This is a genomic window from Bacillus sp. GS3m_15504, from assembly GCF_055825275.1.
Genome location: NZ_JBVVNL010000003.1, coordinates 316,966 through 342,113, shown reverse-complemented (window position 1 = coordinate 342,113; position 25,148 = coordinate 316,966). Strand labels below are relative to the sequence as shown.

At 34.7% G+C, this 25,148-nt stretch carries 21 protein-coding genes; 20 read left to right on the top strand and 1 reads right to left on the bottom strand.

Annotated features, from left to right (window positions below):
- Positions 1-190 precede the first annotated feature (190 nt).
- From AC0L0O_RS23720 to tagH, 8 genes are all read left to right on the top strand, one after another.
- Positions 191-1,432: a glycosyltransferase family 4 protein gene (locus AC0L0O_RS23720; RefSeq protein WP_428889164.1), complete on the top strand. Its 1,242-nt coding sequence runs from the start codon at positions 191-193 to the stop codon at positions 1,430-1,432.
- Positions 1,383-2,684: a glycosyltransferase gene (locus AC0L0O_RS23715; RefSeq protein ID WP_428889165.1), complete on the top strand. Its 1,302-nt coding sequence runs from the start codon at positions 1,383-1,385 to the stop codon at positions 2,682-2,684. Before AC0L0O_RS23720 ends, AC0L0O_RS23715 begins: the two co-directional genes overlap by 50 nt.
- A gap of 87 nt (positions 2,685-2,771) precedes the next feature.
- Positions 2,772-3,377, top strand: a complete 606-nt coding sequence (locus AC0L0O_RS23710) for a hypothetical protein (RefSeq protein WP_428889166.1) — start codon at positions 2,772-2,774, stop codon at positions 3,375-3,377.
- Positions 3,377-5,704, top strand: a complete 2,328-nt coding sequence (locus AC0L0O_RS23705) for a glycosyltransferase (RefSeq protein ID WP_428889167.1) — start codon at positions 3,377-3,379, stop codon at positions 5,702-5,704. The genes AC0L0O_RS23710 and AC0L0O_RS23705 overlap by 1 nt, the downstream gene beginning before the upstream one ends.
- A gap of 58 nt (positions 5,705-5,762) precedes the next feature.
- The gene (locus tag AC0L0O_RS23700; protein WP_428889168.1) at positions 5,763-7,271 is read left to right on the top strand and encodes a DUF6270 domain-containing protein; all 1,509 of its coding nucleotides are present in this window, start codon (positions 5,763-5,765) and stop codon (positions 7,269-7,271) included.
- Positions 7,272-7,294: 23 nt separating this feature from the next.
- Positions 7,295-8,578, top strand: coding sequence for a nucleotide sugar dehydrogenase (locus AC0L0O_RS23695; RefSeq protein ID WP_428889169.1), 1,284 nt, complete (start codon positions 7,295-7,297; stop codon positions 8,576-8,578).
- Positions 8,575-9,381 carry an ABC transporter permease gene (locus AC0L0O_RS23690; protein ID WP_428889170.1) on the top strand — a complete coding sequence of 269 codons (807 nt, stop codon included), beginning with the start codon at positions 8,575-8,577 and terminating at the stop codon, positions 9,379-9,381. Before AC0L0O_RS23695 ends, AC0L0O_RS23690 begins: the two co-directional genes overlap by 4 nt.
- Positions 9,382-9,396: 15 nt before the next feature.
- Positions 9,397-11,031 carry a teichoic acids export ABC transporter ATP-binding subunit TagH gene (gene tagH, locus AC0L0O_RS23685; protein ID WP_428889171.1) on the top strand — a complete coding sequence of 545 codons (1,635 nt, stop codon included), beginning with the start codon at positions 9,397-9,399 and terminating at the stop codon, positions 11,029-11,031.
- Between the two features lie 47 nt (positions 11,032-11,078).
- Here tagH and wecB read toward each other — a convergent pair whose 3' ends face one another.
- Entirely contained in the window at positions 11,079-12,194 is a 1,116-nt protein-coding gene (wecB, locus tag AC0L0O_RS23680) for a non-hydrolyzing UDP-N-acetylglucosamine 2-epimerase (protein WP_428889172.1), read from the bottom strand.
- A gap of 636 nt (positions 12,195-12,830) precedes the next feature.
- Between wecB and fabZ the strand changes: the two genes are divergently transcribed.
- The 12 genes from fabZ to AC0L0O_RS23620 all read left to right on the top strand — a co-directional run bounded on the left by fabZ (position 12,831) and on the right by AC0L0O_RS23620 (position 25,064).
- The gene (fabZ, locus tag AC0L0O_RS23675; protein ID WP_000884318.1) at positions 12,831-13,265 is read left to right on the top strand and encodes a 3-hydroxyacyl-ACP dehydratase FabZ; all 435 of its coding nucleotides are present in this window, start codon (positions 12,831-12,833) and stop codon (positions 13,263-13,265) included.
- 366 nt (positions 13,266-13,631) lie between these two features.
- Entirely contained in the window at positions 13,632-13,829 is a 198-nt protein-coding gene (locus AC0L0O_RS23670; protein ID WP_002157768.1) for a hypothetical protein, read from the top strand.
- Positions 13,830-14,214: 385 nt separating this feature from the next.
- Positions 14,215-15,126, top strand: coding sequence for a polyisoprenyl-teichoic acid--peptidoglycan teichoic acid transferase TagU (tagU, locus tag AC0L0O_RS23665; protein ID WP_131371495.1), 912 nt, complete (start codon positions 14,215-14,217; stop codon positions 15,124-15,126).
- 170 nt (positions 15,127-15,296) lie between these two features.
- Complete coding sequence (gene galE, locus AC0L0O_RS23660) at positions 15,297-16,289, top strand: UDP-glucose 4-epimerase GalE (RefSeq protein ID WP_001084647.1); 993 nt, start codon at positions 15,297-15,299, stop codon at positions 16,287-16,289.
- 121 nt (positions 16,290-16,410) lie between these two features.
- Complete coding sequence (locus AC0L0O_RS23655; RefSeq protein ID WP_000699575.1) at positions 16,411-17,082, top strand: response regulator transcription factor; 672 nt, start codon at positions 16,411-16,413, stop codon at positions 17,080-17,082.
- Between the two features lie 11 nt (positions 17,083-17,093).
- Positions 17,094-18,524 (top strand): HAMP domain-containing sensor histidine kinase, encoded by a 1,431-nt coding sequence (locus AC0L0O_RS23650; protein WP_131371498.1) that lies wholly within the window; start codon positions 17,094-17,096, stop codon positions 18,522-18,524.
- A gap of 66 nt (positions 18,525-18,590) precedes the next feature.
- The gene (locus AC0L0O_RS23645; RefSeq protein WP_000826643.1) at positions 18,591-19,373 is read left to right on the top strand and encodes a DUF3919 family protein; all 783 of its coding nucleotides are present in this window, start codon (positions 18,591-18,593) and stop codon (positions 19,371-19,373) included.
- A complete protein-coding gene (locus AC0L0O_RS23640; RefSeq protein WP_001225616.1) occupies positions 19,370-20,404 on the top strand; it encodes an ABC transporter substrate-binding protein in 1,035 nt (344 codons plus the stop codon). The genes AC0L0O_RS23645 and AC0L0O_RS23640 overlap by 4 nt, the downstream gene beginning before the upstream one ends.
- A 19-nt stretch (positions 20,405-20,423) precedes the next feature.
- Positions 20,424-21,758: an MFS transporter gene (gene pgtP / locus AC0L0O_RS23635; protein WP_131371501.1), complete on the top strand. Its 1,335-nt coding sequence runs from the start codon at positions 20,424-20,426 to the stop codon at positions 21,756-21,758.
- Between the two features lie 239 nt (positions 21,759-21,997).
- Entirely contained in the window at positions 21,998-23,191 is a 1,194-nt protein-coding gene (locus AC0L0O_RS23630; protein WP_078383982.1) for an efflux RND transporter periplasmic adaptor subunit, read from the top strand.
- Positions 23,188-23,868, top strand: coding sequence for an ABC transporter ATP-binding protein (locus AC0L0O_RS23625; protein ID WP_000631600.1), 681 nt, complete (start codon positions 23,188-23,190; stop codon positions 23,866-23,868). Before AC0L0O_RS23630 ends, AC0L0O_RS23625 begins: the two co-directional genes overlap by 4 nt.
- Positions 23,865-25,064, top strand: coding sequence for an ABC transporter permease (locus AC0L0O_RS23620; RefSeq protein ID WP_000054376.1), 1,200 nt, complete (start codon positions 23,865-23,867; stop codon positions 25,062-25,064). The genes AC0L0O_RS23625 and AC0L0O_RS23620 overlap by 4 nt, the downstream gene beginning before the upstream one ends.
- The last annotated feature ends 84 nt before the right edge of the window (positions 25,065-25,148 follow it).

Here is a 25,148-nt window from a genome sequence, read left to right as displayed (position 1 = left end):
TAGTTTTATTATTAAATATGAATTTACGGATTTTTGGAAAGGTATTTAACTCATGAATGTTTCATAGTATTCTTAGATATGTGTAAATCTTACATTTAGATTTTTTTTGAGAATATTTGATTTGAAGATTTAAATAACAATGATTGTTTAAGTAATACTAACATCATAAGTGAGCGGAGATTAATTTAGTATGAAAAAAATTTTAATGGTAACACAAAATTTTTATCCAGAAATTGGTAGTGCCTCTAATAGGATGAAAAATATATACTTGGAATTAAATGAACGAGGTTATGATGTCAAGATATTAACTTCTGATCCTAGTTATCCAAATCGTAATTTATACAAAGATTCGAGTTATTGGTATGATGAAAATATAGAAAAAGATATAGTACGTATCCATCCCAAAACACGAAAATATACAAGAAATCTTTTTCGAAGGTTGATGTTGTACATAGAAGTTGCCTTTAGGTTAATTTTGGCAATATGTAAAGATAAAGAGAAATATGATTATATATTTGTTTCCACACCATCCATTTTTATACCTGTAGCAGGGATGTTTGCGAAACGAAAAATGAAGGCGAAATTAATTGTAGATGTAAGGGATTTATGGCCGGAGTCCTTAATAGGCATAGGTTTTTTTAATAAAAATTGGATACTAAAATTTGCTTATAAATTAGAGTATAAAATATATCATGCTGCCGATAACATTATTATTAATAGTAAAGGTTTTTATTCATATATTTCCTCTACAGGTATTGCCCCTAATCGCATTTCATTTATGCCTAATTCTTTAACGGAAAAAGAATTATCTACTGTTCCAAAGAAGAACATTAGTGATCAATTAACAGTGATTTATACAGGGAATATAGGATTAGCGCAAGATATAGAAAAATTAATTTTGATTGCAGAGCATTTGAAAGAGCATAAGAATATTTCATTTAAGATTATTGGATATGGTTATCAAAAGAAAGAGCTTGGAGAGAGTATTGAAGCAAAGCAACTTCCAAATATGCAATTGATTGAGCCCAAAAATCGTGAAGATACCCTCGCTGAAATTGTTGATGCAGATATAGCATATGTGAGTTTAGTAGAAAAAGATGTATTTAAAAAGGTTCTCCCAGGGAAAGTAATGGATTATATGAGTATGAGAAAACCGATTGTTGCAGATGTTGCTGGTTATGCAAAAGAGGTTATTGAAGACGCTCAGTGTGGTTTTGTCACTGAAGATAGAACGGTTGCTGAACTAAGCGATTACATTATCAAGTTAGCACAGGATAAGCAGTTACGAAATCGACTAGGGGAGAATGGATATCAATATGCATTTCGAACATTACGCTGGAAAACAAATATTGAAACTTTATTGAAAATATTGGAGGAAAGAGATGTCACAGAAGAAAGTGTGCATGTTTGTATGGAATCACTTCACAAATGATGCACGTGTATTAAGAGAATGTACAGCTTTGGCAGAGTCTGGATATGAGGTTGATTTAATTTGTATTCACGATTGGAAACAAGAGGATCTTCCTTTATGGGAAAAACGTCAAGAGGGCTTTACAGTAACGCGTGTGAAGAATAGAGTACCAGTATTACAGAAAATATTTGGGTTGGCTAAACGTGTCAAAAGGGTGGCGATGAAAAATATCGCTACAATGGCTGTACTTGGTCTATTATTGGTATTCGGAATTTGGAAGTTCCCTATGATAACAGTTAGTTTACTATTACTAGCTTTATTATTTTCGCAGAGAAAGGTTGCTACTTTATTTGTGAGAGGAGCAATTTTGTTTAGGATGGTTCGAGCGGGATTAAAGAAGAAGTATGATATATATCACTCGAACGATTTAAATACATTACCGCAAGGGTTTATATGTGCGAAAATATTGAGAAGGAAAAAGTTAATTTATGATTCTCATGAAGTACAGACGAGTAGGACGGGATATAACAGTAATATTTATGGGATCATGGAGAAATTTTTTATTAAATTTTGTGATGTAATGATTATGGAAAATCATACAAGAGCAAAGTATACAGAAGAATTATATGGTTTTTATCCAAAAGTCATTCATAATTATCCGTTTGTTTCGCGTCCAGAACTGAGTAAGTCAATTAAATTACATAGAATATTAAATGTTTCACGAGATGAACCAATCCTTTTATATCAAGGTGGAATTCAAATTGGACGTGGTCTTGATAAATTGGTACAAGCAGTTCCTTTATTTAAACGGGGTGTTGTGGTGTTCATTGGAGATGGTCGTATTAAGCCTGAATTACAACAAATGGTGAAAGATATGAAATTAGAAGATCGAGTAAAGTTTATACCAAAAGTACCAGTACAGGATCTAAGTCATTATACGAAAAATGCTTATTTAGGGTTTCAAGTATTAAATAATGTTTGTTTTAACCATTATTCGGCTTCTTCTAATAAATTATTTGAATATATGATGAGCGGTGTACCTGTCGTTGCTTGTAGTTTTCCTGAAATTCAAGGTGTAGTTGAGAAAGAAAATATTGGAGTTTGTGTCGATTCTCACAATCCGGTATCAATTGCTCAAGGAGTAAATTATTTGCTAGATCATCCTGAAAAAAAAGAGGAAATGCAAAGGAACAGTTTTAAAGCGAGAGAGAAGTATAATTGGGAAGAAGAAAAAAAGTTGTTTATTGATATTTACCAAAAAATCTTCAAATGAAGATAATTTAACTTTTACTTATAGAGTACATTATTTTTTGATTAGAGAAGTAATAGTGGACCAAGAAATAATATGGGAGGATTTCAAGTGAATCAAAAATTTGTCGAAACTGAAGAGTTTAATGAGATAAAGCAGTTAAATAAGAGCAGAAGACGTCCTTCTAAAGGAAAGAAAGGACGTTATGAATCGAAAGCAACAAAGGATATTGAAAAGTTCAAGGTGAGAAAGTTAAAAGAGGATACGTGCAAACCAAAACTAGTAGAGAATGAGATGAAAAAACGAATAACAGAAGAGGCGCAGGTAATAGGCAATAAGCCGGTTGAAGAACGTAATATGGATACACTTTTTAATAAGGCTAAGCAACTAGAAAAAATAATTATGTCAAAAAATCAACTTATTAACGAGTTTCATAAAAATAATAAGTTGATATATAAGGAAAACGAAAATTTGACACAAGTGAATATCCAATTAAAACAAGAATTAATTAGTCAAATTAAATATCGGGAAGAGGAATTAAATCAATTTCTTGAATTGAGACAGACGCATGCTGATATTGAAAGTAGATATGAAAAAATTGAAAAAAGATTTAATGCCTTAGAGAGGAAGTATAATAGTCTAAGTAAATCAAGATTAGGAAAATTAACATTAGGATACTGGAAATTAATGAATAGATTAAAAGGTGGACAGAAATAATGTTAAAAATAACACAATTAAGAAATAGATTGCAGGAAGTTCAACAAACAAAAGAGTTAATATTGAATCATCCAATTTTAGGTAATACAAAAAATTATAATTCCAAAATACTGATTTCGGATATACAGAATCAAGATTGGTTTATTAGTAGGGATTATAAAGAAATTATTCATGTGGAAGGGAAAGATATAATTTTAAAGCAAGATCCTACAAAGTTTATTTATATCTCTTATTTAGAGCGGAACATAAATTTTACTAAGAGACCTAAGGATAAATTATTTGATTTAGATTTAGAAAAGATGTACCATGTGTTATTTCAAGGTGAAAAGACTGAGACATCGGATGCTCATCTGTATTTCATTATGTACCCTAAGGTTGGAAATCCCCGCAGTGAAATTATTCCTTTAGGAAATGAGATGAAATTTAATTTACTGCCGGATACGGAATCAGTAAGAATTGGAATAAAGTTTATTGGTAAAGGGAAAATAGATTTCAAAGGGATAGAGATTCGAGAATGTACCTCGGTCCAAAGATTATCCTTTATACAAAAAGAAAATGAAGTAAATCAACTTGATGATTTTAAGAAGTATGTAGGGAATATAGAAAAATATCGTAATCAACTGCAAATTTCAAAGGATATAAAGATTGCTGTTATTTTGGATGAGTTTAGCTATGAGTGTTTTAAATATGAAGCAAACCTGTTGCCTATTACACAAGAGAACTGGAAAGAAGTAATTGAAAAAGAAAATCCAAGTATGTTATTAGTGGAATCAGCTTGGGCTGGTAATAACGGAGCTTGGAATTATAAAGTAGCAAACCTTCATAAAAATAATAAGCATGTGCAATTAAAAGAACTAGTGGACTTTTGCAAAGAAAAAGAGATACCTACTGTATTTTGGGATAAAGAGGGTAAAGATAATTTCGAGATATTTAAAGAAGCAGGGAGTTATTTTGAATATATTTTTGTTACGGATGAACATAATATAGAAAACTTCAAAGAAGCTTCTGGCCATAATTGTGTATTTCCTCTGTCATTTGCAGCGCAACCTAGAATTCATAATCCAATTAATAAAAATAGGGGGAAATTAGGAACAGTTGCTTTTTCTGGCTCATGGTATGGAAATAAACATCCGGATCGAATAAAGGATGTTGAAAATATTGTAGCACCTGCCATTGATTTTGGATTAGATATCTATGATAGATTTTATGGAATGGAATTAAAAACAGCTACGGATAGAACTTGGCCTGAATTGTATCAAGGTTCTATTATCGGTAATTTAAGCTATGATCATATGGTAGAAGCGTATAAAAACTATGATGTTTTTTTAAATGTGAATTCAATTCAAAACAGTAAGTATATGTTTTCACGCCGTGTGTATGAAGTTTTAGCAAGTAAAACGATGGTTATATCAGGAGATTCTATTGGGGTTAGAGAACAATTAGGAGACTTCTTGTATATATCAAATAGCCCAAATACAACCCAAAGTATATTGAAGATGTTATTGCAAAATCCATTGAAATTAGAGCGTGAAGCTAAATTGGCTCAAAGATTTATTATGGAGCAACATACTTACCGTCATAGGTTAGAAGAACTGTTTGATATTGTAGGAGTAAAATATCAAAAGGCAGCGGAAAAACTAGTCAGTGTGGTTGCTATTACAAATAGACCACAATTTATGAATAATCTTTATGAGAGTTTAGCAAATCAAACTTATAAAAATACTGAAAAAATCATTATTTTAAATAATGATAGTATGAATATTAAACAATGGGAAAAGAGATTTGAAAAATTAAAGAATACTAGAATATTTAAGGTAGATGAAAAGAGTTCTTTAGGTGCCTGTCTTAATTTTGCTGTTGGAAAAGCTACAGGTGAAATTATTGCAAAAATGGATGATGACGATTATTATGCCCCGAATTATTTGAAGGATATGGTCATGTCATTTGAGTATACGGATGCTTCGATAGTTGGAAAAAGTACGTACCTTGTACACTTTGAGGAAAATAATGCATTAATAAAGAGGAAAATTGGTGCGGGTGAAGAAAGGTACTCAAATTTTGTAGCAGGAGCAACTTTAGTATTTAAAAAAGAGGTATTTAAAAAATTAAACGGTTTTGATGATCGGAATACCGGAGAAGACACAAAATTCATTGAAAAAGCGCTAAAGAATGGTTATAAAATTTATTCGAATGATAGTTATAACTTTTGTGTAATACGTCGCAAAAATAAAGCGACTCATACATGGCAAATCACGGATGAGGATATGTTAAAGCAGGGAAATGTATTGGCATATACTACAGACTTTAAGACTTATGTCACAATATAATTTTAGTAATATTAGGTTTTATGAATTTTTAACCTAAAACAATTGGAGGAGAGATAGTATGGCATTTCCAGGAGAAAAGACGTTCCAATCAACTAGACCCGTTAAATATGTATTTCAAAAGGCTGATAAACCTTGTAATCATCTGATTATTGTATTTTCAGGATTCCATGGCAGAGAAATAGAAGGAATGCCACCAGTTTATAATTATGTGAAAACACTAGATGAATGTCAGTGTAATAAATTATTTATTTTAGATGATTATGATGGGAAAGTCAGCTATTATATTGGGAAAAATCGTGACTATGCTTTGGAAGCTGCAGTTATATCTTTAATCACCTATATTGCCAATGAAAACATGGTACCGATGGGGAATATAATCACATGTGGATCCAGTAAGGGAGGCTATGCCGCTTTATATTATGCTATTAAATATAGCTTTGGAGCTGCTATTAGTGGTGGCCCACAAACTTTAATGGGAGATTATCTATTCAATCTATCTAGTTTTACAAGGGGGATTATTGAATTTATTGCAGGTGATTGTAGTAAAGAAAGTGTAGAGTTCTTAAATGGTCTCTTATATCAACCGTTAGAACAAAAGAATGTTTTCCCTGAAATCAATATTCAGGTAGGTAAGGGAGATCATCACTACCCTAATCATATTTTACCGTTTGTGGAAAAATTAGGTGAAGAGGAAATACCCTATAATTTAGAAGTTGCAGACTATGAAAAACATGGAGAAGTTGCACAATACTTTCCGAAATATATGTTGAAAAATATAGAAAGAATTATTAATTCAAAAGATCAACTAAGGTATAAGCGTGAAGAAAAAATAACGCCCTCTGTCGCCATTTTGGGGAGTTGTGTAACAAGAGATGCTTTTACTTTTGATAAAGAAAAGAGAGTGGAACTTCCTTATTATCAAGCACGGACATCATTATTGAGTATTATGACTAAACCATATGAAGTTCAAGATGTAGATTTAAGTAATTTATCGAGTGATTTTCAAAAAAGGTTAGTAAAAGATGATATGATGAAGAATTTCTTTGGAAAAATATCAGCTAAACCCTCTGAGTATCTAATATTGGATTTCATAGATGAGAGATTTGATATGGTGAAAATAGGCGAAAGTTATATTACACGTTCATTTGAGTTTATTAATAGCAAATTAGAAAGTAAATTAGAGGACTTTGAAGTAGTACAAAAGCGAATGGTACTAGAACAATGGGAACAAGCTTGTGACACATTTGCGAAAGAAATTATAAAAGCATACGGCCAATCGAAAATTATTCTTCACAGGGCATATTGCAAGGATGAGTATTTAGATAAGGAAGGGATTATTAGGAGATTTAATCCTGACATATTAGAAAGAAACAAGGTGCTTAATGAATTATTAAGTCATTTATATAATTATATACAGCAAGTTTTACCTGACATGAAAATTATTGATTTGTCAGATGAAAAGCATTATGCATGGGAAGGACATACATGGGGCTTATCTGCTTTTCATTATGAGGATAAATATTATATAGATTTTCTGAAAAATTTAGAAGGCATTATTTCCAAGTAGTAAAAAAACAGGAGGATATTAATATGAAGATTTGTACGATGGGACTAGGTTATATTGGGTTACCGACATCAGCGATGTTTGCACAATATGGTACAGAGGTAGTAGGTGTAGATATTCATCAAAAAGTAGTGGACAAACTAAATAATGGTGAAATTCATATTGAAGAACCAGGTCTTGGAGAAGTTGTAAAAGAAGTAGTTGCAAATGGGAAATTCCGTGCATCTTTAACGCCAGAAGAAGCAGATGCATTTATTATTTCTGTTCCAACACCAAATAATGATGACGAGCATAAATCTTGTGATTTAACGTATGTTTTAACAGCTACGAAAAAAGTGTTACCATTTGTAAAAAAAGGTAATGTAATTATTGTTGAGTCTACAATTGCGCCACGCAGCATGGATGACTATGTCAAACCATTAATAGAGGAATCTGGATTTGTGGTTGGAGAAGATATTTATCTTGTTCACTGTCCAGAGCGTGTTCTTCCAGGACAAATTTTACACGAATTAGTACATAATAACCGTATTGTTGGTGGGGTTACTCCTGCTTGTGCAGATGCCGGTGCTCAGGTATATCGTATATTTGTAAAAGGTGAAATTATTAAAACAGATGCCAAAACAGCAGAAATGTCAAAGCTTATGGAAAATACATTCCGTGATGTAAATATTGCACTTGCAAATGAATTAACAAAAGTTTGTAATTCATTAGATATTAATGTATTAGAAGTAATTGAAATGGCTAACAAGCATCCACGCGTAAACTTACATTACCCGGGACCGGGGGTAGGGGGACACTGCTTAGCTGTTGATCCGTACTTTATCGTTGCTAAAGCACCTGAATTAGCAAATATTATTAAACTTTCCCGCGAAACAAACGTTTCTATGCCACATTATGTGACTGAAAAAGTAAAAGAATTGCTTGCAGGTGTTGAAAATCCAAAGGTAGCGGCATTTGGTGTGACATATAAAGGGAACGTAGATGATATGCGTGAAAGTCCAGCAATGGATGTGATTGATTTAATTCGAAATGAAGGAATTACAGTTTCAGCACATGATCCGCATGTAGAATCTGATTTCTTTGAATTATATTCTGCAGAAGAAGCTGTTAAGGATGCACATTTAATTCTGGTATTAACGGATCATGATGAATTTAAAACGATGAATTATGAAATATTAGCACCATACATGGCGAAAGCCGTTGTTTTTGATACACGTAATTGTGTACAAGCTGTTTCAACTGATGAAGTAGAAATTATTAATTTTGGAACTTTATATGAGGCGTTGTCGAAAAAAGTGATGACAGTATGAGGTCGTTAAAGACTGTTATTCAAGAACAAATTGATAATTTATACCTAATCAGGAGATTATCTATATATCAGTTAAAACAGGAATATGCAGGTAACTTGCTAGGGGTTTTATGGGTTTTTTTAAATCCTCTTACACAAATTGGTGTATATTGGTTAGTTTTTGGTTTAGGAATTAGAGGGGGCGCGCCAATTAATGGCGTTCCTTACTTTATTTGGATGATTTCTGGTATAGTGCCATGGTTCTTCATTAGTTCTGGGATAATAAAAGGAGCAAATGCAATACACGGCCGTTTAAGCACAGTATCTAAAATGAATTTTCCATTGAGTATTATTCCGACATATGTAATCGTTTCTCAGTTATATACACACTTAATTTTAGTAGTGTTTGTACTGACAATTATTCTTTTAAATATAGGATGGAGTACCATAAGTTTTTTAGGATTGATATATAGTTTAATATCTTCAGTATTATTCTTAATCGCTTTATCTTTTATGACATCAACACTTGCAACAATGCTTCGAGATATTCAATTATTAATTCAATCTATTACAAGAATGTTATTCTTTTTAACTCCTATTTTTTGGGAACCTAAGGAAAATATGTCATATTTGTTTTTGTTTATAGTCAAAATTAATCCTTTATACTATTTATTAGAAATATATCGAGGTGCTTTAATTTATAATAATATGTCTGTAGTTTTTTCATGGTATACAGTATATTTCTGGGGGATTTTAATATTATTATTTGTTTTTGGATCCATGCTCCATGTCCGATTCCGCAGGCAGTTTGTTGATTACTTATAAAAGGTGAATAATCTAATGAATTATAAAGTGAAGTTAGAAAATGTAACGAAAAAATATAAGATGTATAACAAGCCTTCTGACAAGTTAAAAGATTTATTTTTTAGGAGTGGAGATGGTGAGTACCATTATGCGCTAAATAATATATCGTTTGAAGTACCAGAAGGCGAGATTGTTGGAATTGTTGGTTTAAATGGCTCGGGAAAAAGCACATTATCTAATCTAATTGCTGGTGTAACAATGCCAAATAAAGGGACGGTTGATATTAAGGGAACCGCAGCTTTAATTGCAATTTCTTCGGGATTAAACGGTCAATTAACAGGCCTTGAAAATGTTGAATTAAAAGGCTTGATGATGGGGCTTAGTAAAGAAAAAATCAAGAGAATTATTCCTCAAGTTATTGAATTTGCTGATATTGGTAAGTTCATACATCAGCCTGTCAAAACTTATTCAAGCGGAATGAAATCGAGACTAGGTTTTGCAATTTCAATTCATATTGATCCTGATATTTTAGTAATCGACGAAGCGCTTTCTGTAGGTGATCAAACGTTTACGCAAAAATGCTTAGATAAAATGAATGAATTTAAAGAACAAGGTAAGACGATTTTCTTTATTAGTCACTCCGTTTCTCAAGTGAAAAGCTTTTGTACCAAAGCGATTTGGATTCATTACGGTAAATTGAGAGAATATGGAAATGTAGAAGAGGTAGTCGGTCATTATAGTGATTTTTTAAAGCAATATAATCAAATGACTGCAGAAGAGAGAAAGCAGCTCCGTGAAGAACAAATGTCACAATTTCAGCATGGCCTATTACAAGAACAGTTTACAAAAATTCACAAGCCTCGTCGTAAATTTAAATTGAGCCGCCATAAAGTGAAAAATAAAAGTAAGATAATTGCAGGGATTTGTTTAGCCACAATAGCGGGAATCATTACAGCAGGGATTTATTATAATGATTTAATTTCATTTAGTAAGGGAAATAAAGATATAGAAAAAGTGGTTATAAGTAAAAATGTGACTGAAGAGAAGCAAGCTGAAAAAGAGGAGAAATATATAATAACTAGTAATGAAATTAGTATTCGTAAAGAAGCAAGTATAAATGGTGAACGCATAGCTGTTGCAAATTTCGGGGATATCTTTACTATATTTGATCGTAAAACAGCTACAGTAAACACTGAGTGGGTCCAAATAAAATTACCAAGTGGAGAAAATGGATGGCTGAGTACACAATATGCTGTACCTTTTGCGTCTAAGCAGAATATGGTAGAGGATTCAAAATTAGATGATTTACTTTCATTACTAAAACGTGTGTATGGGACGCAAATTAAGGAGGTGCCTTCTTATCTAGGCAAGGGAGAAAAGGAATTACAGACAACATATCCCAATACATTAAATACGTTACAGAAGGTAGCAGGAAAAACAATTGTTAAAGATGGAAATATCCGATTTGGTATTTTACAAGATAAGGTAGTAGATATTACACTTCAAGATATTTCACTGTCTGTTGCGAAACTTCATGAATTATTAGGGAAAGAAAGCATGAGTAATAATGAAGAAAATAACTATTTTTATGAGACAAATAGTTATTATATTGCAGCCCGTTCAGATCAGACGCATAAAGAAATTCAATCTATATCAATTGTAAAGAAATGATTAATAACAAAAATAGCCAAATCGCATATGATTTGGCTATTTTTTATCTATTTATTAAAGTGTTTTAAAATTGCTTCTACAATACGCTCTGATGCACGGCCATCACCGTACGGGTTAGATGCTTTTGACATTTTATCATGAGCTTCTTTGTCCGATAACAACTCATCAGCAAGACTAAAGATTGTCTCTTCGTCTGTTCCCGCTAATTTCAACGTACCTGCTTCAATACCTTCTGGACGTTCCGTTGTATCACGAAGAACAAGAACCGGTACACCAAGTGACGGTGCTTCCTCTTGTACACCACCAGAATCAGTTAACATTAAGTATGAACGAGCTGCAACATTGTGGAAATCAATTACATCTAACGGCTCAATTAAATGAATGCGGCCATGATCGCCTAAAATATCATTTGCAGTTTCACGAACAACAGGATTCATATGAACAGGATATACAACTTGTACGTCTTCATGCTTATCAACAAGACGTTTAATTGCACGGAACATATTACGCATTGGCTCTCCTAAGTTTTCACGACGGTGAGCTGTCATAAGTACAAGACGATCATTTCCAAGTTTCTCTAGTACAGGATGACTATATGTTTCTTTTACAGTCGTTTTTAGTGCGTCAATCGCTGTATTTCCTGTTATGAAAATGCGTGACTCATCTTTATTTTCTTTCTGTAAGTTCGTTGCCGATTTTGCTGTAGGTGAGAAATGAAGATCCGCCATTACGCCTGTTAATTGACGATTCATCTCTTCTGGGTATGGAGAATATTTATCCCATGTACGAAGTCCTGCCTCGACATGACCTACTGGAATTTGATTATAGAAAGCAGCTAAGCTTGCGATAAACGTTGTCGTTGTATCACCATGTACAAGTACGATATCCGGCTTTGCTTCTTTCATTACTTTATCCAAACCTTCTAAACCACGCGTTGTAATATCAATTAAAGTTTGGCGATCCTTCATAATATTCAAATCGAAATCTGGTGTAATTCCAAAGATACTTAATACTTGGTCTAACATTTGACGATGTTGCGCTGTTACAGTCACAATCGACTCAATTTTCTCTGGATGCTTTTGCAACTCTAATACAAGAGGTGCCATTTTAATTGCTTCTGGACGTGTCCCAAAAGTCGTCATTACTTTTAAACGTTCAGTCATTTTATTGCCTCTTTCCTTTACCATTTAAAAAATCTGGTAGTATTGTTACTGTATTATTATACATGAAAGTTATAAGGGAAAGGGGAAATCACTCTTATATAGAAGATATTGAAATGTAATTGAATAGCATTTTTGTATAATGAAATCAAAGAGTATGAGAGATATTGATATTGGATTGATTTTGTCAAAAACATTTTAATAAATGAACTGAAAAAAATATGTAAAAGTGATAACAATAAGATAGCATATTTTTTGATATTTTCATTTTAATGTTAAAATATAATAATTTAAAGAAAATAGGAGATAAAAAGAGAAAATGTTAATAATTATCCTGAAAAAAAACAAAAAAGGTGTAATATTAGGTTTTTCTTTCAAGATTTTCTCCTATATAATGATTTATGAATACGACATTAAAGGCTAATAATATTTGATATAATTTGCCTTTCCCTAACTTGGGTATACACTCTTTTCAACCTCCGTGTCAGTGATAATACATATTGAAAAGAGTGTATACATTTTTTTATTTAGAAGAGAAATCTTGAAAACCTTTTTTATAATGACAAATGAGATTTAAAATGGGATAATGATAGTATAACTTCTGGTGGTATGACCAATCTTGTGTAAGGAGAGAAGTGTATGCTAGATATTCAACAAATTAAAGAAATAATTCCTCATCGCTATCCATTCCTACTAGTGGATAAGGTTTTAGAAGTAGAAGAAGGAAAGCGTGCTATTGGGATAAAGAACGTTACAGCTAATGAAGAATTTTTTAATGGACATTTTCCAGATTACCCTGTAATGCCAGGTGTTTTAATTGTAGAAGCTTTAGCGCAAGTTGGCGCTGTTGCTATGCTGAAAAAAGAAGAGAATCGTGGTCGCTTAGCATTCTTCGCAGGCATCGATAATTGCCGTTTTAAACGACAAGTCCGTCCAGGTGACCAACTTCGTTTAGAAGTTGAAATGACACGTGTACGTGGAGCGATTGGAAAAGGAAAAGCAATTGCTACTGTAGATGGTGAAATTGCTTGTGAGACAGAAATAACGTTCGCTCTTGGAGATAAAAAAGAATAGTAAACGTAAAATGTTTTTTATACAGATAGGTGGATACCGGGCTGAGTTTGTAGCCTTGTGTCCACCTATTTTATTTGTCAGTAGTAAAATGTGATTTGTTTAGCAAAGAGGTTTAGTAGTAAGAATCCTTTAGAATGTTAATAAGAGTTTTGATTAAATAATTAAGAAGACAATTTATATAAACTTGAAGGTATTTATAGTGTGATGAAAGAATAAAGTAAAGGTAAGAATTTATACATTAAATTGTTAAATGTATAGGGGACAAAACTTTTAAAACATTATAAAAGTTCACAGCGATTTCATAAGAAAAACACAACTTTTTAGGAAAAGAAATATAAAATGAGTTTATCAAAATAGAGAAAAGAGATGATAAATGTGAAGCTATACGAGGTTTTACATGATTATGAGAATGGAAAGTTTAAAGATGGCGATATGTTTTTATATCAAAATAATCCAAGGATGATTGCAATTTTTAAATCGGGTAATTTTGTTTGGAGCGATGACCATGTAGCTGTTAATTGCAAAGATATTTCAAAAGATATTTGGTATATCAGAGAAAAGTAGTGAAGGGTTAAAAGTACCATGCATATAAGGGTTTATTCAGAATAATTATCTGAATATTAAGTTACTTTAGCTTAATATGTGTGGAACAAGGAATTTCTATAAATATAGAAGAAATCCATCTTAATGCGAGAAGATGGCCAAACTCAAAAATAATTAGAAATAAGAAGTGTAAATCGTATTGTTTTATGGGGAAATTACACTTATATGAATATAGAAGATAATAAAAAACTTCATCATTTAATTGATGGAGCTTTTCTTGTTTTGATGGCAAATACTAATTGCTCTTTTTAATTTATCTTTTATTTTTAATCAAGAATAATGTAATATAGTGAGGAGTATAAAAATAGATGTATTGTTTTAAAATTTTGATAAAGAGGGTAAAGGTATGAAAAAGAAAATTTTATTTTGGGTACTCGGTATCCTTGGGGTACTAATCATAGGTGGAGGAATTTATGCTTATAATGTATATTCTTCTGTATCTAATACATTAAAGGAAGTTCATCAACCTTTAAAACGTGATCAAAACAACAGTAATGTTGGAGAAAAAGTGAGTAAGAGTGAACCAGTGTCAATTTTATTACTAGGAGCAGATGAGCGCGGTGAGGATAAAGGGCGTTCAGATTCTTTAATGGTGATCACATTAAATCCTAAAAATAACTCTATGAAAACAGTAAGTATTCCTCGTGATACGTATACAGAAATTGTTGGAAAAGGTAAAAGCGATAAAATCAATCATGCTTATGCATTCGGCGGAGTAGATATGTCTGTAGCGACAGTAGAAAATTTCTTGAACGTTCCTATTAATTACTATATTGAAGTGAACATGGAAGGCTTTAAAGATATTGTTGATGCAGTTGGCGGTGTAGATGTAAAGAATGATTTAGAATTTACGCAGGATGGACATCATTTTGCGAAAGGAAATATTCATTTAACAGGTGACCAAGCTTTAGCATTCACACGTATGCGTAAACAAGATCCACGTGGTGACTTTGGTCGTCAGATGCGTCAACGTCAAGTGATGCAAGGTGTTATTAAAAAAGGTGCAAGCTTCTCTTCTTTAACAGGTTATGGAGATGTATTAGCAGCAATTCAAAAGAATGTGAAGACAAACTTAACGCAAAATCAAATGTTTGATATGCAAAAGAACTATAAAGATTGCTTGAAAAATAGTGAGGATATTCAAATCCCAGGTGATGGTCACAAGGCTGCTGATGGTATTTGGTATTACTATGTTCCGGATGCAGCAAAACAAGATTTAACGAATAAATTAAGAGCGCATCTTGAAGTGACGAAGTAATAATCCAACTTCTTTAGACAAAGTGCTAAAGGCCACGAAGTTTGGGCACAATATGTAACGGATTATTTCGTTGCTAAGTAATAAAGGTACACAAAAGGTATACGAGCAATCGTATACCTTTTATAATAAGAGAGTGAATAAGAAATCCTAATATATGTAGGAGGAAGACAATGAATTCAATTCTAATCTGCGGCGGAGCTGGTTATATCGGTTCTCACGCTGTGAAAAAATTAGTAGACGAAGGTTTATCTGTAGTAGTAGTAGATAACTTACAAACGGGTCATGAGGATGCAATTACGGAAGGTGCGAAGTTTTATAATGGCGACCTTCGTGATAAAGCATTTTTAAGAGATGTTTTTACACAAGAAAATATTGAGGCGGTTATGCATTTCGCGGCTGATTCTTTAGTTGGAGTTAGTATGGAGAAGCCTCTTCAATATTATAATAACAATGTGTATGGTGCACTTTGCTTATTAGAGGTAATGGATGAGTTTAAGGTAGATAAGTTTATTTTCTCTTCTACTGCGGCGACGTATGGTGAGGTAGATGTAGACCTTATTACTGAGGAAACGATGACAAATCCAACGAATACGTATGGAGAAACGAAGTTAGCAATCGAGAAGATGCTTCATTGGTATAGCCAAGCTTCTAATTTACGTTATAAGATTTTCAGATACTTTAATGTGGCTGGTGCAACTCCAAATGGTATTATCGGGGAAGATCACCGTCCAGAGACACATTTAATTCCTCTTGTATTGCAAGTGGCGTTAGGTCAACGTGAGAAGATTATGATGTTTGGTGATGATTATAATACACCAGACGGTACTTGTATCCGTGATTATATTCATGTTGAAGATTTAGTAGCGGCTCACTTCTTAGGTCTTAAAGACTTGCAGAACGGCGGAGAGAGTGATTTTTATAACTTAGGAAATGGTAATGGTTTCAGCGTAAAAGAAATCGTTGATGCAGTTCGTGAAGTTACAAATCATGAAATTCCTGCTGAAGTAGCACCGCGTCGTGCGGGAGATCCAGCACGTTTAGTTGCTTCTTCTCAGAAAGCGAAAGAGAAGTTAGGTTGGGATCCTCAGTATGTAAATGTGAAGACAATCATTGAGCATGCTTGGAATTGGCATCAGAAGAAACCTAATGGGTATGAGAAATAAAATATAATAAGTGAAAGAGGGGTATTGTCGTTCAATATATGTTCGACAATACCCTCTCTTTTTTTATAAGATTTTTGCTATACTAAACTGTACTATAATACGGGATGGAAGGAGGAGAATAATGAAAATACTTGTAGTGGATGATGAGTCGAGTATTCGCAATTTGATTCGGATGCAGCTTGAGATGGAAGGATATGAAGTGCTCACGGCGGCTGATGGGAGAGAAGCTTTAGAGAGATGGAATGAAGGACCGGATGTTTTGATTTTGGATGTTATGCTTCCAGATACAGATGGGTATGAGTTGCTTCGTTTGTTCAGGGAGAAGGATAGAGATATTCCAGTACTCATGTTAACTGCGAAGAGTCAGATGAATGATAAATTGCTTGGTTTGCAGCTGGGCGCTGATGATTACGTGACAAAGCCATTTAATTATGCGGAGCTTATTCTTCGGGTCAAGAATATGACGCGGCGTGTGAAGAAGAAAGAGGTAACGGTAAGTCATGAAGTAATCGAGGCAGGAGAGATAACGATCTGTCCTAAGGAAAGAAAAGTGCATGTGAGTGGACAAGAAATTCAGTTAACGTACAGAGAGTTTAATTTATGTCAGTTGTTTGTTTCTAATCCGCAGCGTGTATTTATGAGAGATGAGTTACTTGAGAAAGTATGGGGATTTGAGTATATCGGAAATACGAGAGCGGTTGATATTATGGTGCAAAGATTGCGGAAGAAGCTCGGGAATAGCGGGGAATATATTAAGACCATTTATGGCGTTGGCTATAAACTGGATTGTTAAGTGGTGATGGTATGTCTTTGAAAAGAAATATGGTGTTTGGAATCGTTGGACTGTTAATCCCGATATTCGTTCTTTTGTACGCAGTTGTTTATATTACGTTAGAAAAGAATATGTATCATAACGCAGCAAATTCTTTAGAAAAGTTAAGTGTAGAAGCACAAATTTACACGATGAATTATTTAGAGAAGGAAGCAGAGGTAGAGACGCTCGGTCCGAATTCACTTTTAATTGCTTCGTATTTAGCAAAACGCATGGATGTCCGTGTACAGATGATTGGGAAAAATGGAGATGTTGTTGCGGATACGCAAAAGGGAGCACTTCTTCATCGGAATATTGATATTGAGAGCTCTTTGAAGGGGAAGAAATCTTATGTTTTTGAAGAGGGAGACCCGGCTCCAATTCTTTTATTTTCAAGCCCGGTTTATTATGGAAACGATGTCATTGGAAGTGTTCGTTTTATAAATGAGTTAACGGGTGAGAAGGAAGTTTTAACAAATGTCGGTTGGACGTTCTTAATGACGTCTCTTTGTCTCGTAGCTGCGGGTATTTTCTTTGCAATTCGTTTGGCAAAGTCTCTCCATAAGCCGATTGATCAGTTAAGACAAATGGCGCACCGGCTTGCGAATGGTGATTATAAAAGTAAGATTGAGCTAAATGAATATGTGGAAATTGCTCAGCTTTCCGCATCTTTTAATGCAATGGCCGATGGAATTGAGCTGCATATTAAGCAATTGAAAGAGGAGAAAGAGAAGCAGAAAGATTTCCTAGACCGCATTACGCATGAGCTGAAAACACCGCTAACGGCGATTATTGGCTATGTGGATTTAATTCCGAAGTTAAAGGCGAAGGAAGATGTACAGGAGAGCTTGCGTTATGTGGCTGTAGAAAGTGAGCGTTTATTGTCACTTGTAGAGGAATTACTTAAGTCTTCAAAGTACGGAACGAGTACGTTTGAAATATCACCTACAGTTGTGAATATAAAGGAATTAGCCGAAGAAGCAGTTTCAATTGTGAAACCTCGCCTGCAGAAATTTGAGATTGAAGTTATCAATGAGTTAACAGATGTACATGTCGTTGCGGATTTCGATAAGACGAAACAGATCTTCTTAAACGTGCTTGATAATGCGATAAAATATAGCGATGCTACGCAAATTCGTATGAATGTCATTGTAAATGAACGTGAGGCAAAGGTTTTTGTTCATGATGATGGCATCGGTATCGATGAAGGTGTGCTGGCAGAGTGGAATGAATCGCCAAAAGGGAAGGCTCTTCCTTCGAGTTACGGGAATGGTTACGGTTTGTATATTTGTCAGGAGATTATGGATAAGCAGGGCGGAAGTATGCGGATTGAGAGTAGTGAAGAAATAGGCACTACCATATTTATTACATTCTTGCTTCCGAGACGAATGGAAGATATAAAAAATCTGAAAGCGGTTAAATGATACATTTATGAAACAATTATGCGGTATTTTCGAAACAACGTTTTTTTATCTTGGAGGTAGGCAGAAATGAAAAGGCTATCATTTCAAATTCTTATGTTTGTCCTTTGTATAATTGTTTCTCTTATTTTATTTTATGTGATGGAGAAGCAAATATATAATCGGATCACAATCGTGAATGACAAACAAACTGTTTTACAAAGAGTGAATGAATCCCTGCCTACTGAAATGAAGGTTAGGCATGAAAAGTGGGGAGAAATTGTTATAACGGATGAAGTTCGTTTGCATACGATTGTTTCATTCTTTGACCGGATTCAAATCAATCCGAGTGAAGCTAAGAATCAAGAACAAGTATTTACTGGAGAAGTAACGTACTTGAATGGACAGAAACGTACTTTTGCAGTAGGTGACTTGTTCCAGTACGGGGCTGATATGTACGGAAAGAATGGTACGGATCCAATGATTTCAGCATTTCAAACGTATTTGTTAAGCCTGTATTACACACCAGAACGTATTGGTGATTTTTTTGCGTCAGCACAAGATGTCATAGTACGCCAAGGTGATGTAGAACGTGCGATGAATCTTACGCACATACTTGATTCGATTCGGTACGCAAAGCAAATTACAGATTACGGAGAAATCCAGAAATTATTACAATCACAGAATGAACCGATTGCTTATATTACTGCTTATAAAACTGGTAAGCGTATAAAGAATGAGCGTGAAGACATTCTTACTATTTCTGTGTATCCATCGTATTTTGTTGTGCAATATCTCGGTGATAATAATGGGAATGTCATGTATATGAAAAGCTCCCTCGCAAATGTATTTGTAAAGGAGAATGTGTCATGAGAAAGATAGCCTTTTTCTTCTTTTTGCTAGTAATTGGAGGAGCGATGTCTAGTTGCTCTCGAGATACGACCTCTATTAAATATAATAAAAGTGGTCTCCCTATTTTGGATGATCGTCATCTTGTTGCGTATGTAGCGGCTCGTGAGGAAGTGGGGGAAGCGTTGCTTTCATCATTTTGTAAACCACGCGGCTGTACGTATGAGTTTATTCGTCTTTCGACAGAAGAGCTTCTTCGGAGGGTAGAAGAGGAAGCTGGAAATCCGAAAGCGGATATTATTATTGGCGGTACGGTAGATGCACATCAAATGATGAAGCAAAAAAACCTATCTATTCCTGTTACGAGCCAGCATGCGAACCGTATTTCAAAAACTGTTAAAGATAAAGATGGTTATTGGTACGGTTATGAAGTAGAGAAGCTGGCGATTGCGATCAATAAAGAGCGGTGGAACGAAGAAATAGCACCGCTCGGACTTCCTTATCCATCAAGGTGGCAAGATTTATTAAATCCAGTATATAAGGAAAAGGTTGTTATGCCAGATCCAAATGTTTCAGGAACAGCATATACGTTTTTTCAATCACTGATTGATACTGTAGGTGAAGAGGAAGCGAAAGAATATGTTAAGAGTTTTGCAGGGCAAGTTGGTGAAGTAACGGTGAATGGTTACATGCCTGTAGAGCTTGTTGCGAGCGGTGAGTATATGATTGGCATTAATTTTATGGGAGATCAAAGAATGCTTCAAAAACAAGGCTTTCCAGTTGTAAGTATCGTACCTGAGCAAACAGGGTTATCTGTTAATGCGATTTCGAAACTAAAACGTGCACCGAATGGTATTATTGCGGATTTATTTATTGATTATTGTTTATCAGAAGAAGCGGGTCACATTTTAGAAAAGGTTTCGTTTGGCGTGCCAACGATGTTTGCGAAGAACGAGAAAGAAATAGAAGGACAGCCGGTTAGAAGAACAAACCAAAATATATCAAATAGCGGAATAATCGAGATATGGAATAGACAACGTCTCTCTCAGAAGTGAGAAAAGGAGACGAAAGAATATGTTTAAATGGCTCAAGCCAGCACCTGCAATTGAAAGATTGCCTGCGGATATGATCGAACGTGTGTATCGATTACTACGTATTCGCGTGTTAATCGGAATTTCAGTTGGATATGCTGCTTATTATTTAGTTCGTAGTAACTTTACGTTATCAAGTACGTACTTAGTACAAGAATATGGTTTTAGTACAGCTGAAATTGGTCTACTAGGTTCAGTAATGGCAATTGTTTATGGTTTTAGTAAGTTCTTTATGGGGAATTTATCAGATAAAGCTTTCGCCCAGCGCTTTATCGCAGTCGGTTTATTTTTATCAGGGCTTGTTAATATTTGCTTTGGTTTTGCATCTTCATTTGGGATGATTGTTACATTACTTGTCGTTAACGGTATTGTACAAGGTATGGGAGCACCACCTTGTAGTATTGTTATGACGAAATGGTTCTCGAAGAAAGAGCGCGGTACGAAAACAGGTATTTGGAATATTTCACATAACGTTGGTGGAATGCTTGTACCACCACTTGTTGGAATTGGTGTAGGTATTTTTGGTGAAAATCATTGGCAAGGCGGCGTGTTTATTTTCCCGGCGATTATCGCAATGATAATTTCAGTTCTTGTTTGGATTAATGCGAAGGATACACCGGAATCAGAAGGTCTTCCTCCAATTGATGAGTATCGTAATGACTATGAAAATCTTGAAAAAGCAGATCATGCTAACAAGATGTCACCAAAAGAAATTTTAATGAAGTATGTAGTGAAAAATAAATTTGTATGGTTCTTATGTATTGCAAATGCATTTGTTTATTTAATTCGCTTCGGTGTTATTAACTGGGTTCCACTTTATTTAACGACAGTTAAAGGTTTCTCAAAAAATGAAGCACACGCGGCGTACGCAATCTTTGAAGGTATGGCAATTCCAAGTTCATTAATCGTTGGTCTTTTAAGTGATAAATTATTTAAAGGAAAACGTATGCCATTATGTATCATTAGTATGGTCGGAGTTGTTATTGGTACGTTTGTATATTGGCAAGCAACTAGCATACTTGTTGTAAGTATTGCAGTTTCTATTATCGGTTGTTTAATTTATGTACCACAGTTCTTAATCGGTTTAAGTGCGATGGAATTAGTACCGAAATTTGCAGTAGGTACGACAGTTGGTATGTGTGGTCTGTTCGGTTATGTAGGCGGAAGTCTTGTAGCAAACGCAGCAATTGGTGTTATTGTTGATCGTTCTGGCTGGGATGGTTGTTTCATCTTACTATTAACAGGTGCCATTTTATCAACAATCTTCTTGTTCATCGTTCAACGTGGACATGAGAGCAAAGCTCCTAAAGCGGCGTAATATTTTGTTTGAAAAGCTATCCAATTATCATTTTGGATGGCTTTTCTTATATTACTATAATCTTTCCTTAAATCTATCTTAAAAGACATAATGTCATATTTCTAATCATTGGAATTTTTGTTACAATATAAATGGATGTGTAAAACTTTGTAAAAAGAATGTAATAATATGTAATTATTTTTCAGAAAGTTTTATACAATTTTTATATTAAACTATTAAGTTATAAAAGGAGCGAGAATATGGTACCAAATACGGTTCGTACTCCAAACAAGAAGAAGAAATGGATTATTATCGGGGTTATTGCACTAATTGTTATTGTAGCAGCAGTTAATATTTTTGTAATGCAAGGGAAGAAGAAGGGGGCATCAACATCTGCTGATGCTGTAAGTTTTGAGAAGGTAACGGAGCGAAAGCTGAATAATACGAAGTTAATTTCTGGTCAGGTGAAGCCTGGGAATATCGAAAGTTTTTATGCGGATCCGACCAAAGGGAAAGTGAAAGATATTGAGGTAAAAGAAGGCCAAGAGGTAGAGAAAGGTGCGAAGTTATTCTCTTATGATAATGAAGAGATTAATTTGCAAATGAAGCAAGCTGATCTTGATCAGAAGATGGCTGATATGCGTTATGATCAAGGGAAGAAGAAGATTGATTCGCTGAAAAAAGAAATTAAGAAAGCGAAAGATAGCGGAGCTGGGAAAGAAGTAACAGATCCGATGGAAGAGCAAGTAAGTGAGTTGGAGATGGCGCAAAAGACAACGGATCTTGAGAAAGAGAAAGGGAAGTTGCAGAAAGAAGAGTTAAGTAAAAAGCAGAAAGAGCTTACGATTTATAGTAACTTTGCTGGTGTTGTTCAAAAGTTAGATAAAGATGCGGCGCAAAGTTCATCTCAAGCGTTAGGTGGTCAAGGGAAAGCCTTCTTACAAGTGGCTTCTAAAGATCCGTTCCAAATTCAAGGGACGTTAACTGAGCTTCAAAAGTCACAAATTCAAAAAGATCAAACATTTACTGTTACTGCGAAAGCAAATAATAAGAAGAAGTGGACAGGTAAGATTACAGAAGTAAGTGAATTCCCAACGAGTGCAGAGATGGCGCAAGCTGGTGGTATGGGTGAAGCGACTCAAAATATGTCTCAATATACATATAAAGCAAGCCTTGATAGTCAAGATGGTTTATCTCCAGGTTATCACGTTTCTCTGCAAGTAAATTTAGAGAATAAGACGATGGTTGCTGTTCCGACTAAGAGCATTGTAGAAAAAGATGATGATGCATTTGTTTATGTTGAGGATAAAGGAAAGCTTCGTAAACAAAATGTGAAAAAAGGTTCTACTGATGGAGACTGGACAGAGATTACTGAAGGCGTAACAGTGGGGCAAAAGGTGGTTAAAAATCCTTCCGACGATGTGTATGACGGAATGGAAGTGAAAGAGAAATGATTACGCTAAATCATATTGCTAAAACGTATTATCAAGGAAAATTGGCAGTGCCGATTTTGCACGGTATTAGTTTAACGATTCAGAGCGGCGAGTTCGTTTCGATTATGGGACCGTCTGGTTCTGGTAAATCAACGCTTATGAATATTATCGGTTGTTTAGATCGTCCAACAGAAGGCGAATATATGCTGAATGATGTGAATATCTTAACAGCAGACGAGTCAAAGCTTGCTTTAATTCGTAATGAATATATCGGTTTTGTGTTTCAGCACTTTAATTTGCTTCCGCGTCTTTCGGCAGTCGAAAATGTTGAGCTTCCGCTCGTATATGGCGGCATAAAGAAGGCAGAGCGTCGCAAGCGTGCTTTAGAGGCGCTTGGTAAAGTTGGATTAGCAGATCGCGTGCATCATTTACCGAACGAATTGTCAGGTGGACAGAAGCAGCGTGTCGCAATTGCAAGAGCGATTGCGAATAATCCAACGTTCATTATGGCCGATGAGCCGACTGGTGCGCTTGATACGAAGTCTGGTGAGCAAGTTATGGATATTTTCACGAAGCTTAATGCAGAAGGTACAACAATTGTTATGGTAACGCATGAAGAGGAAGTAGCAGCGTATTCTTCCCGCCGCATTGTACTGCGAGACGGGAAAATTACAGAAGATAGAAGGTGTGCGGTATGAGTTTACTAGATAGTATAAAAATTGCCCTCTCTTCTATTTTAGCTCATAAACTGCGTTCAGCTCTTACGATGCTAGGTATTATTATCGGTGTTGGTTCGATTATTACTGTCGTTGCAATTGGGCAAGGCGGGGAAGCGATGCTGAAGTCAAAAATCGCAGGTTCTGGTAATAATCTTATGCCAATTCAGTTTAAACCAGATATTAATGATGAGTTTGCTATAGGCGGATTTGAAATACCGAAGTTAACAGAAGAAGATATTATGGAAGTAAAACAAGTGAAAGATGTTTCACATGTTATTACGACAAACCAGACGACAGAGGTGCTTGATGTAAATGATAAAAAAGCAAATCTGAATGTTATTGGTCTTGATAATGAATATTTTGCAGTTAATAAAGTAAAGGTCGTAAAGGGACGTACTTTAAACGAATCAGATATTTCTCATGCAAATAACGTTGTGATGATTAGTACAAAGACAGAGGAAACGTTATTTAAGGACGTGAATCCAGTCGGACAAATTATTGAGATGAAAGGACAACCGATGCAAATTATCGGTGTGTATACATCTGATAATGAGTTTATGGGATTTGAAATGGAAGAAGGGTTAATTCCGATTACGTTATGGCCTGTTTTATACGGAACAGATGAAATTCAAAGTATCGCAATTCAATCTAAAAATGTAGACGATTTAGAATCAGCAGGGAAACAAGCTGTTGATGTACTAAATAGTCGTAAGCCAAGTGAAATTCCAGGTAAATATGAATTAGTAAACTTGAAAGAATTCCAAGAAGGAGTTTCTAAAGTAACTAACATTATGACGATGATCATTGGCGGTATCGCGGGTATTTCACTAGTCGTTGGTGGTATTGGTGTTATGAACATTATGCTTGTATCTGTAACGGAGCGTACGCGCGAAATTGGGATACGTAAAGCACTTGGAGCAACGCGTAGTAAAATTTTATTACAGTTTTTAATTGAAGCAGTTATGTTAACGCTTCTAGGTGGTTTGATCGGAATTGGTCTTGGATATGGCGGAGCATATATCGTTTCTACATTCGCAAAATGGCCACCACTCGTTTCATGGGAAGTTGTCGTTGGAGGCGTACTGTTCTCTATGACACTCGGTATTATTTTCGGATTAATTCCAGCAAACAAAGCTGCGAAATTAGATCCAATTGAAGCATTACGTTATGAGTAAGTAATAGTGTAGTAGAGAGGGGTGGCTCTCTACTGCACACTACCGTTCTAGTGGGCGGTTCGTAGCCTCTATATGAGGAAGTGA

Bases quoted from the DNA above. Each gene is read 5' to 3' on its own strand.
- AC0L0O_RS23690 (WP_428889170.1), top strand. From the start codon at position 8,575: ATGAGGTCGTTAAAGACTGTTATTCAAGAACAAATTGATAATTTATAC.
- AC0L0O_RS23720 (WP_428889164.1), top strand. From the start codon at position 191: ATGAAAAAAATTTTAATGGTAACACAAAATTTTTATCCAGAAATTGGT.
- AC0L0O_RS23645 (WP_000826643.1), top strand. From the start codon at position 18,591: ATGAAAAGGCTATCATTTCAAATTCTTATGTTTGTCCTTTGTATAATT.
- AC0L0O_RS23670 (WP_002157768.1), top strand. From the start codon at position 13,632: ATGATAAATGTGAAGCTATACGAGGTTTTACATGATTATGAGAATGGA.
- AC0L0O_RS23700 (WP_428889168.1), top strand. From the start codon at position 5,763: ATGGCATTTCCAGGAGAAAAGACGTTCCAATCAACTAGACCCGTTAAA.
- AC0L0O_RS23655 (WP_000699575.1), top strand. From the start codon at position 16,411: ATGAAAATACTTGTAGTGGATGATGAGTCGAGTATTCGCAATTTGATT.
- wecB (WP_428889172.1), bottom strand. From the start codon at position 12,194: ATGACTGAACGTTTAAAAGTAATGACGACTTTTGGGACACGTCCAGAA.
- fabZ (WP_000884318.1), top strand. From the start codon at position 12,831: ATGCTAGATATTCAACAAATTAAAGAAATAATTCCTCATCGCTATCCA.
- AC0L0O_RS23630 (WP_078383982.1), top strand. From the start codon at position 21,998: ATGGTACCAAATACGGTTCGTACTCCAAACAAGAAGAAGAAATGGATT.
- AC0L0O_RS23715 (WP_428889165.1), top strand. From the start codon at position 1,383: ATGTCACAGAAGAAAGTGTGCATGTTTGTATGGAATCACTTCACAAAT.
- AC0L0O_RS23705 (WP_428889167.1), top strand. From the start codon at position 3,377: ATGTTAAAAATAACACAATTAAGAAATAGATTGCAGGAAGTTCAACAA.
- pgtP (WP_131371501.1), top strand. From the start codon at position 20,424: ATGTTTAAATGGCTCAAGCCAGCACCTGCAATTGAAAGATTGCCTGCG.
- tagH (WP_428889171.1), top strand. From the start codon at position 9,397: ATGAATTATAAAGTGAAGTTAGAAAATGTAACGAAAAAATATAAGATG.
- tagU (WP_131371495.1), top strand. From the start codon at position 14,215: ATGAAAAAGAAAATTTTATTTTGGGTACTCGGTATCCTTGGGGTACTA.
- AC0L0O_RS23625 (WP_000631600.1), top strand. From the start codon at position 23,188: ATGATTACGCTAAATCATATTGCTAAAACGTATTATCAAGGAAAATTG.
- AC0L0O_RS23650 (WP_131371498.1), top strand. From the start codon at position 17,094: ATGTCTTTGAAAAGAAATATGGTGTTTGGAATCGTTGGACTGTTAATC.
- AC0L0O_RS23640 (WP_001225616.1), top strand. From the start codon at position 19,370: ATGAGAAAGATAGCCTTTTTCTTCTTTTTGCTAGTAATTGGAGGAGCG.
- AC0L0O_RS23695 (WP_428889169.1), top strand. From the start codon at position 7,295: ATGAAGATTTGTACGATGGGACTAGGTTATATTGGGTTACCGACATCA.
- galE (WP_001084647.1), top strand. From the start codon at position 15,297: ATGAATTCAATTCTAATCTGCGGCGGAGCTGGTTATATCGGTTCTCAC.
- AC0L0O_RS23620 (WP_000054376.1), top strand. From the start codon at position 23,865: ATGAGTTTACTAGATAGTATAAAAATTGCCCTCTCTTCTATTTTAGCT.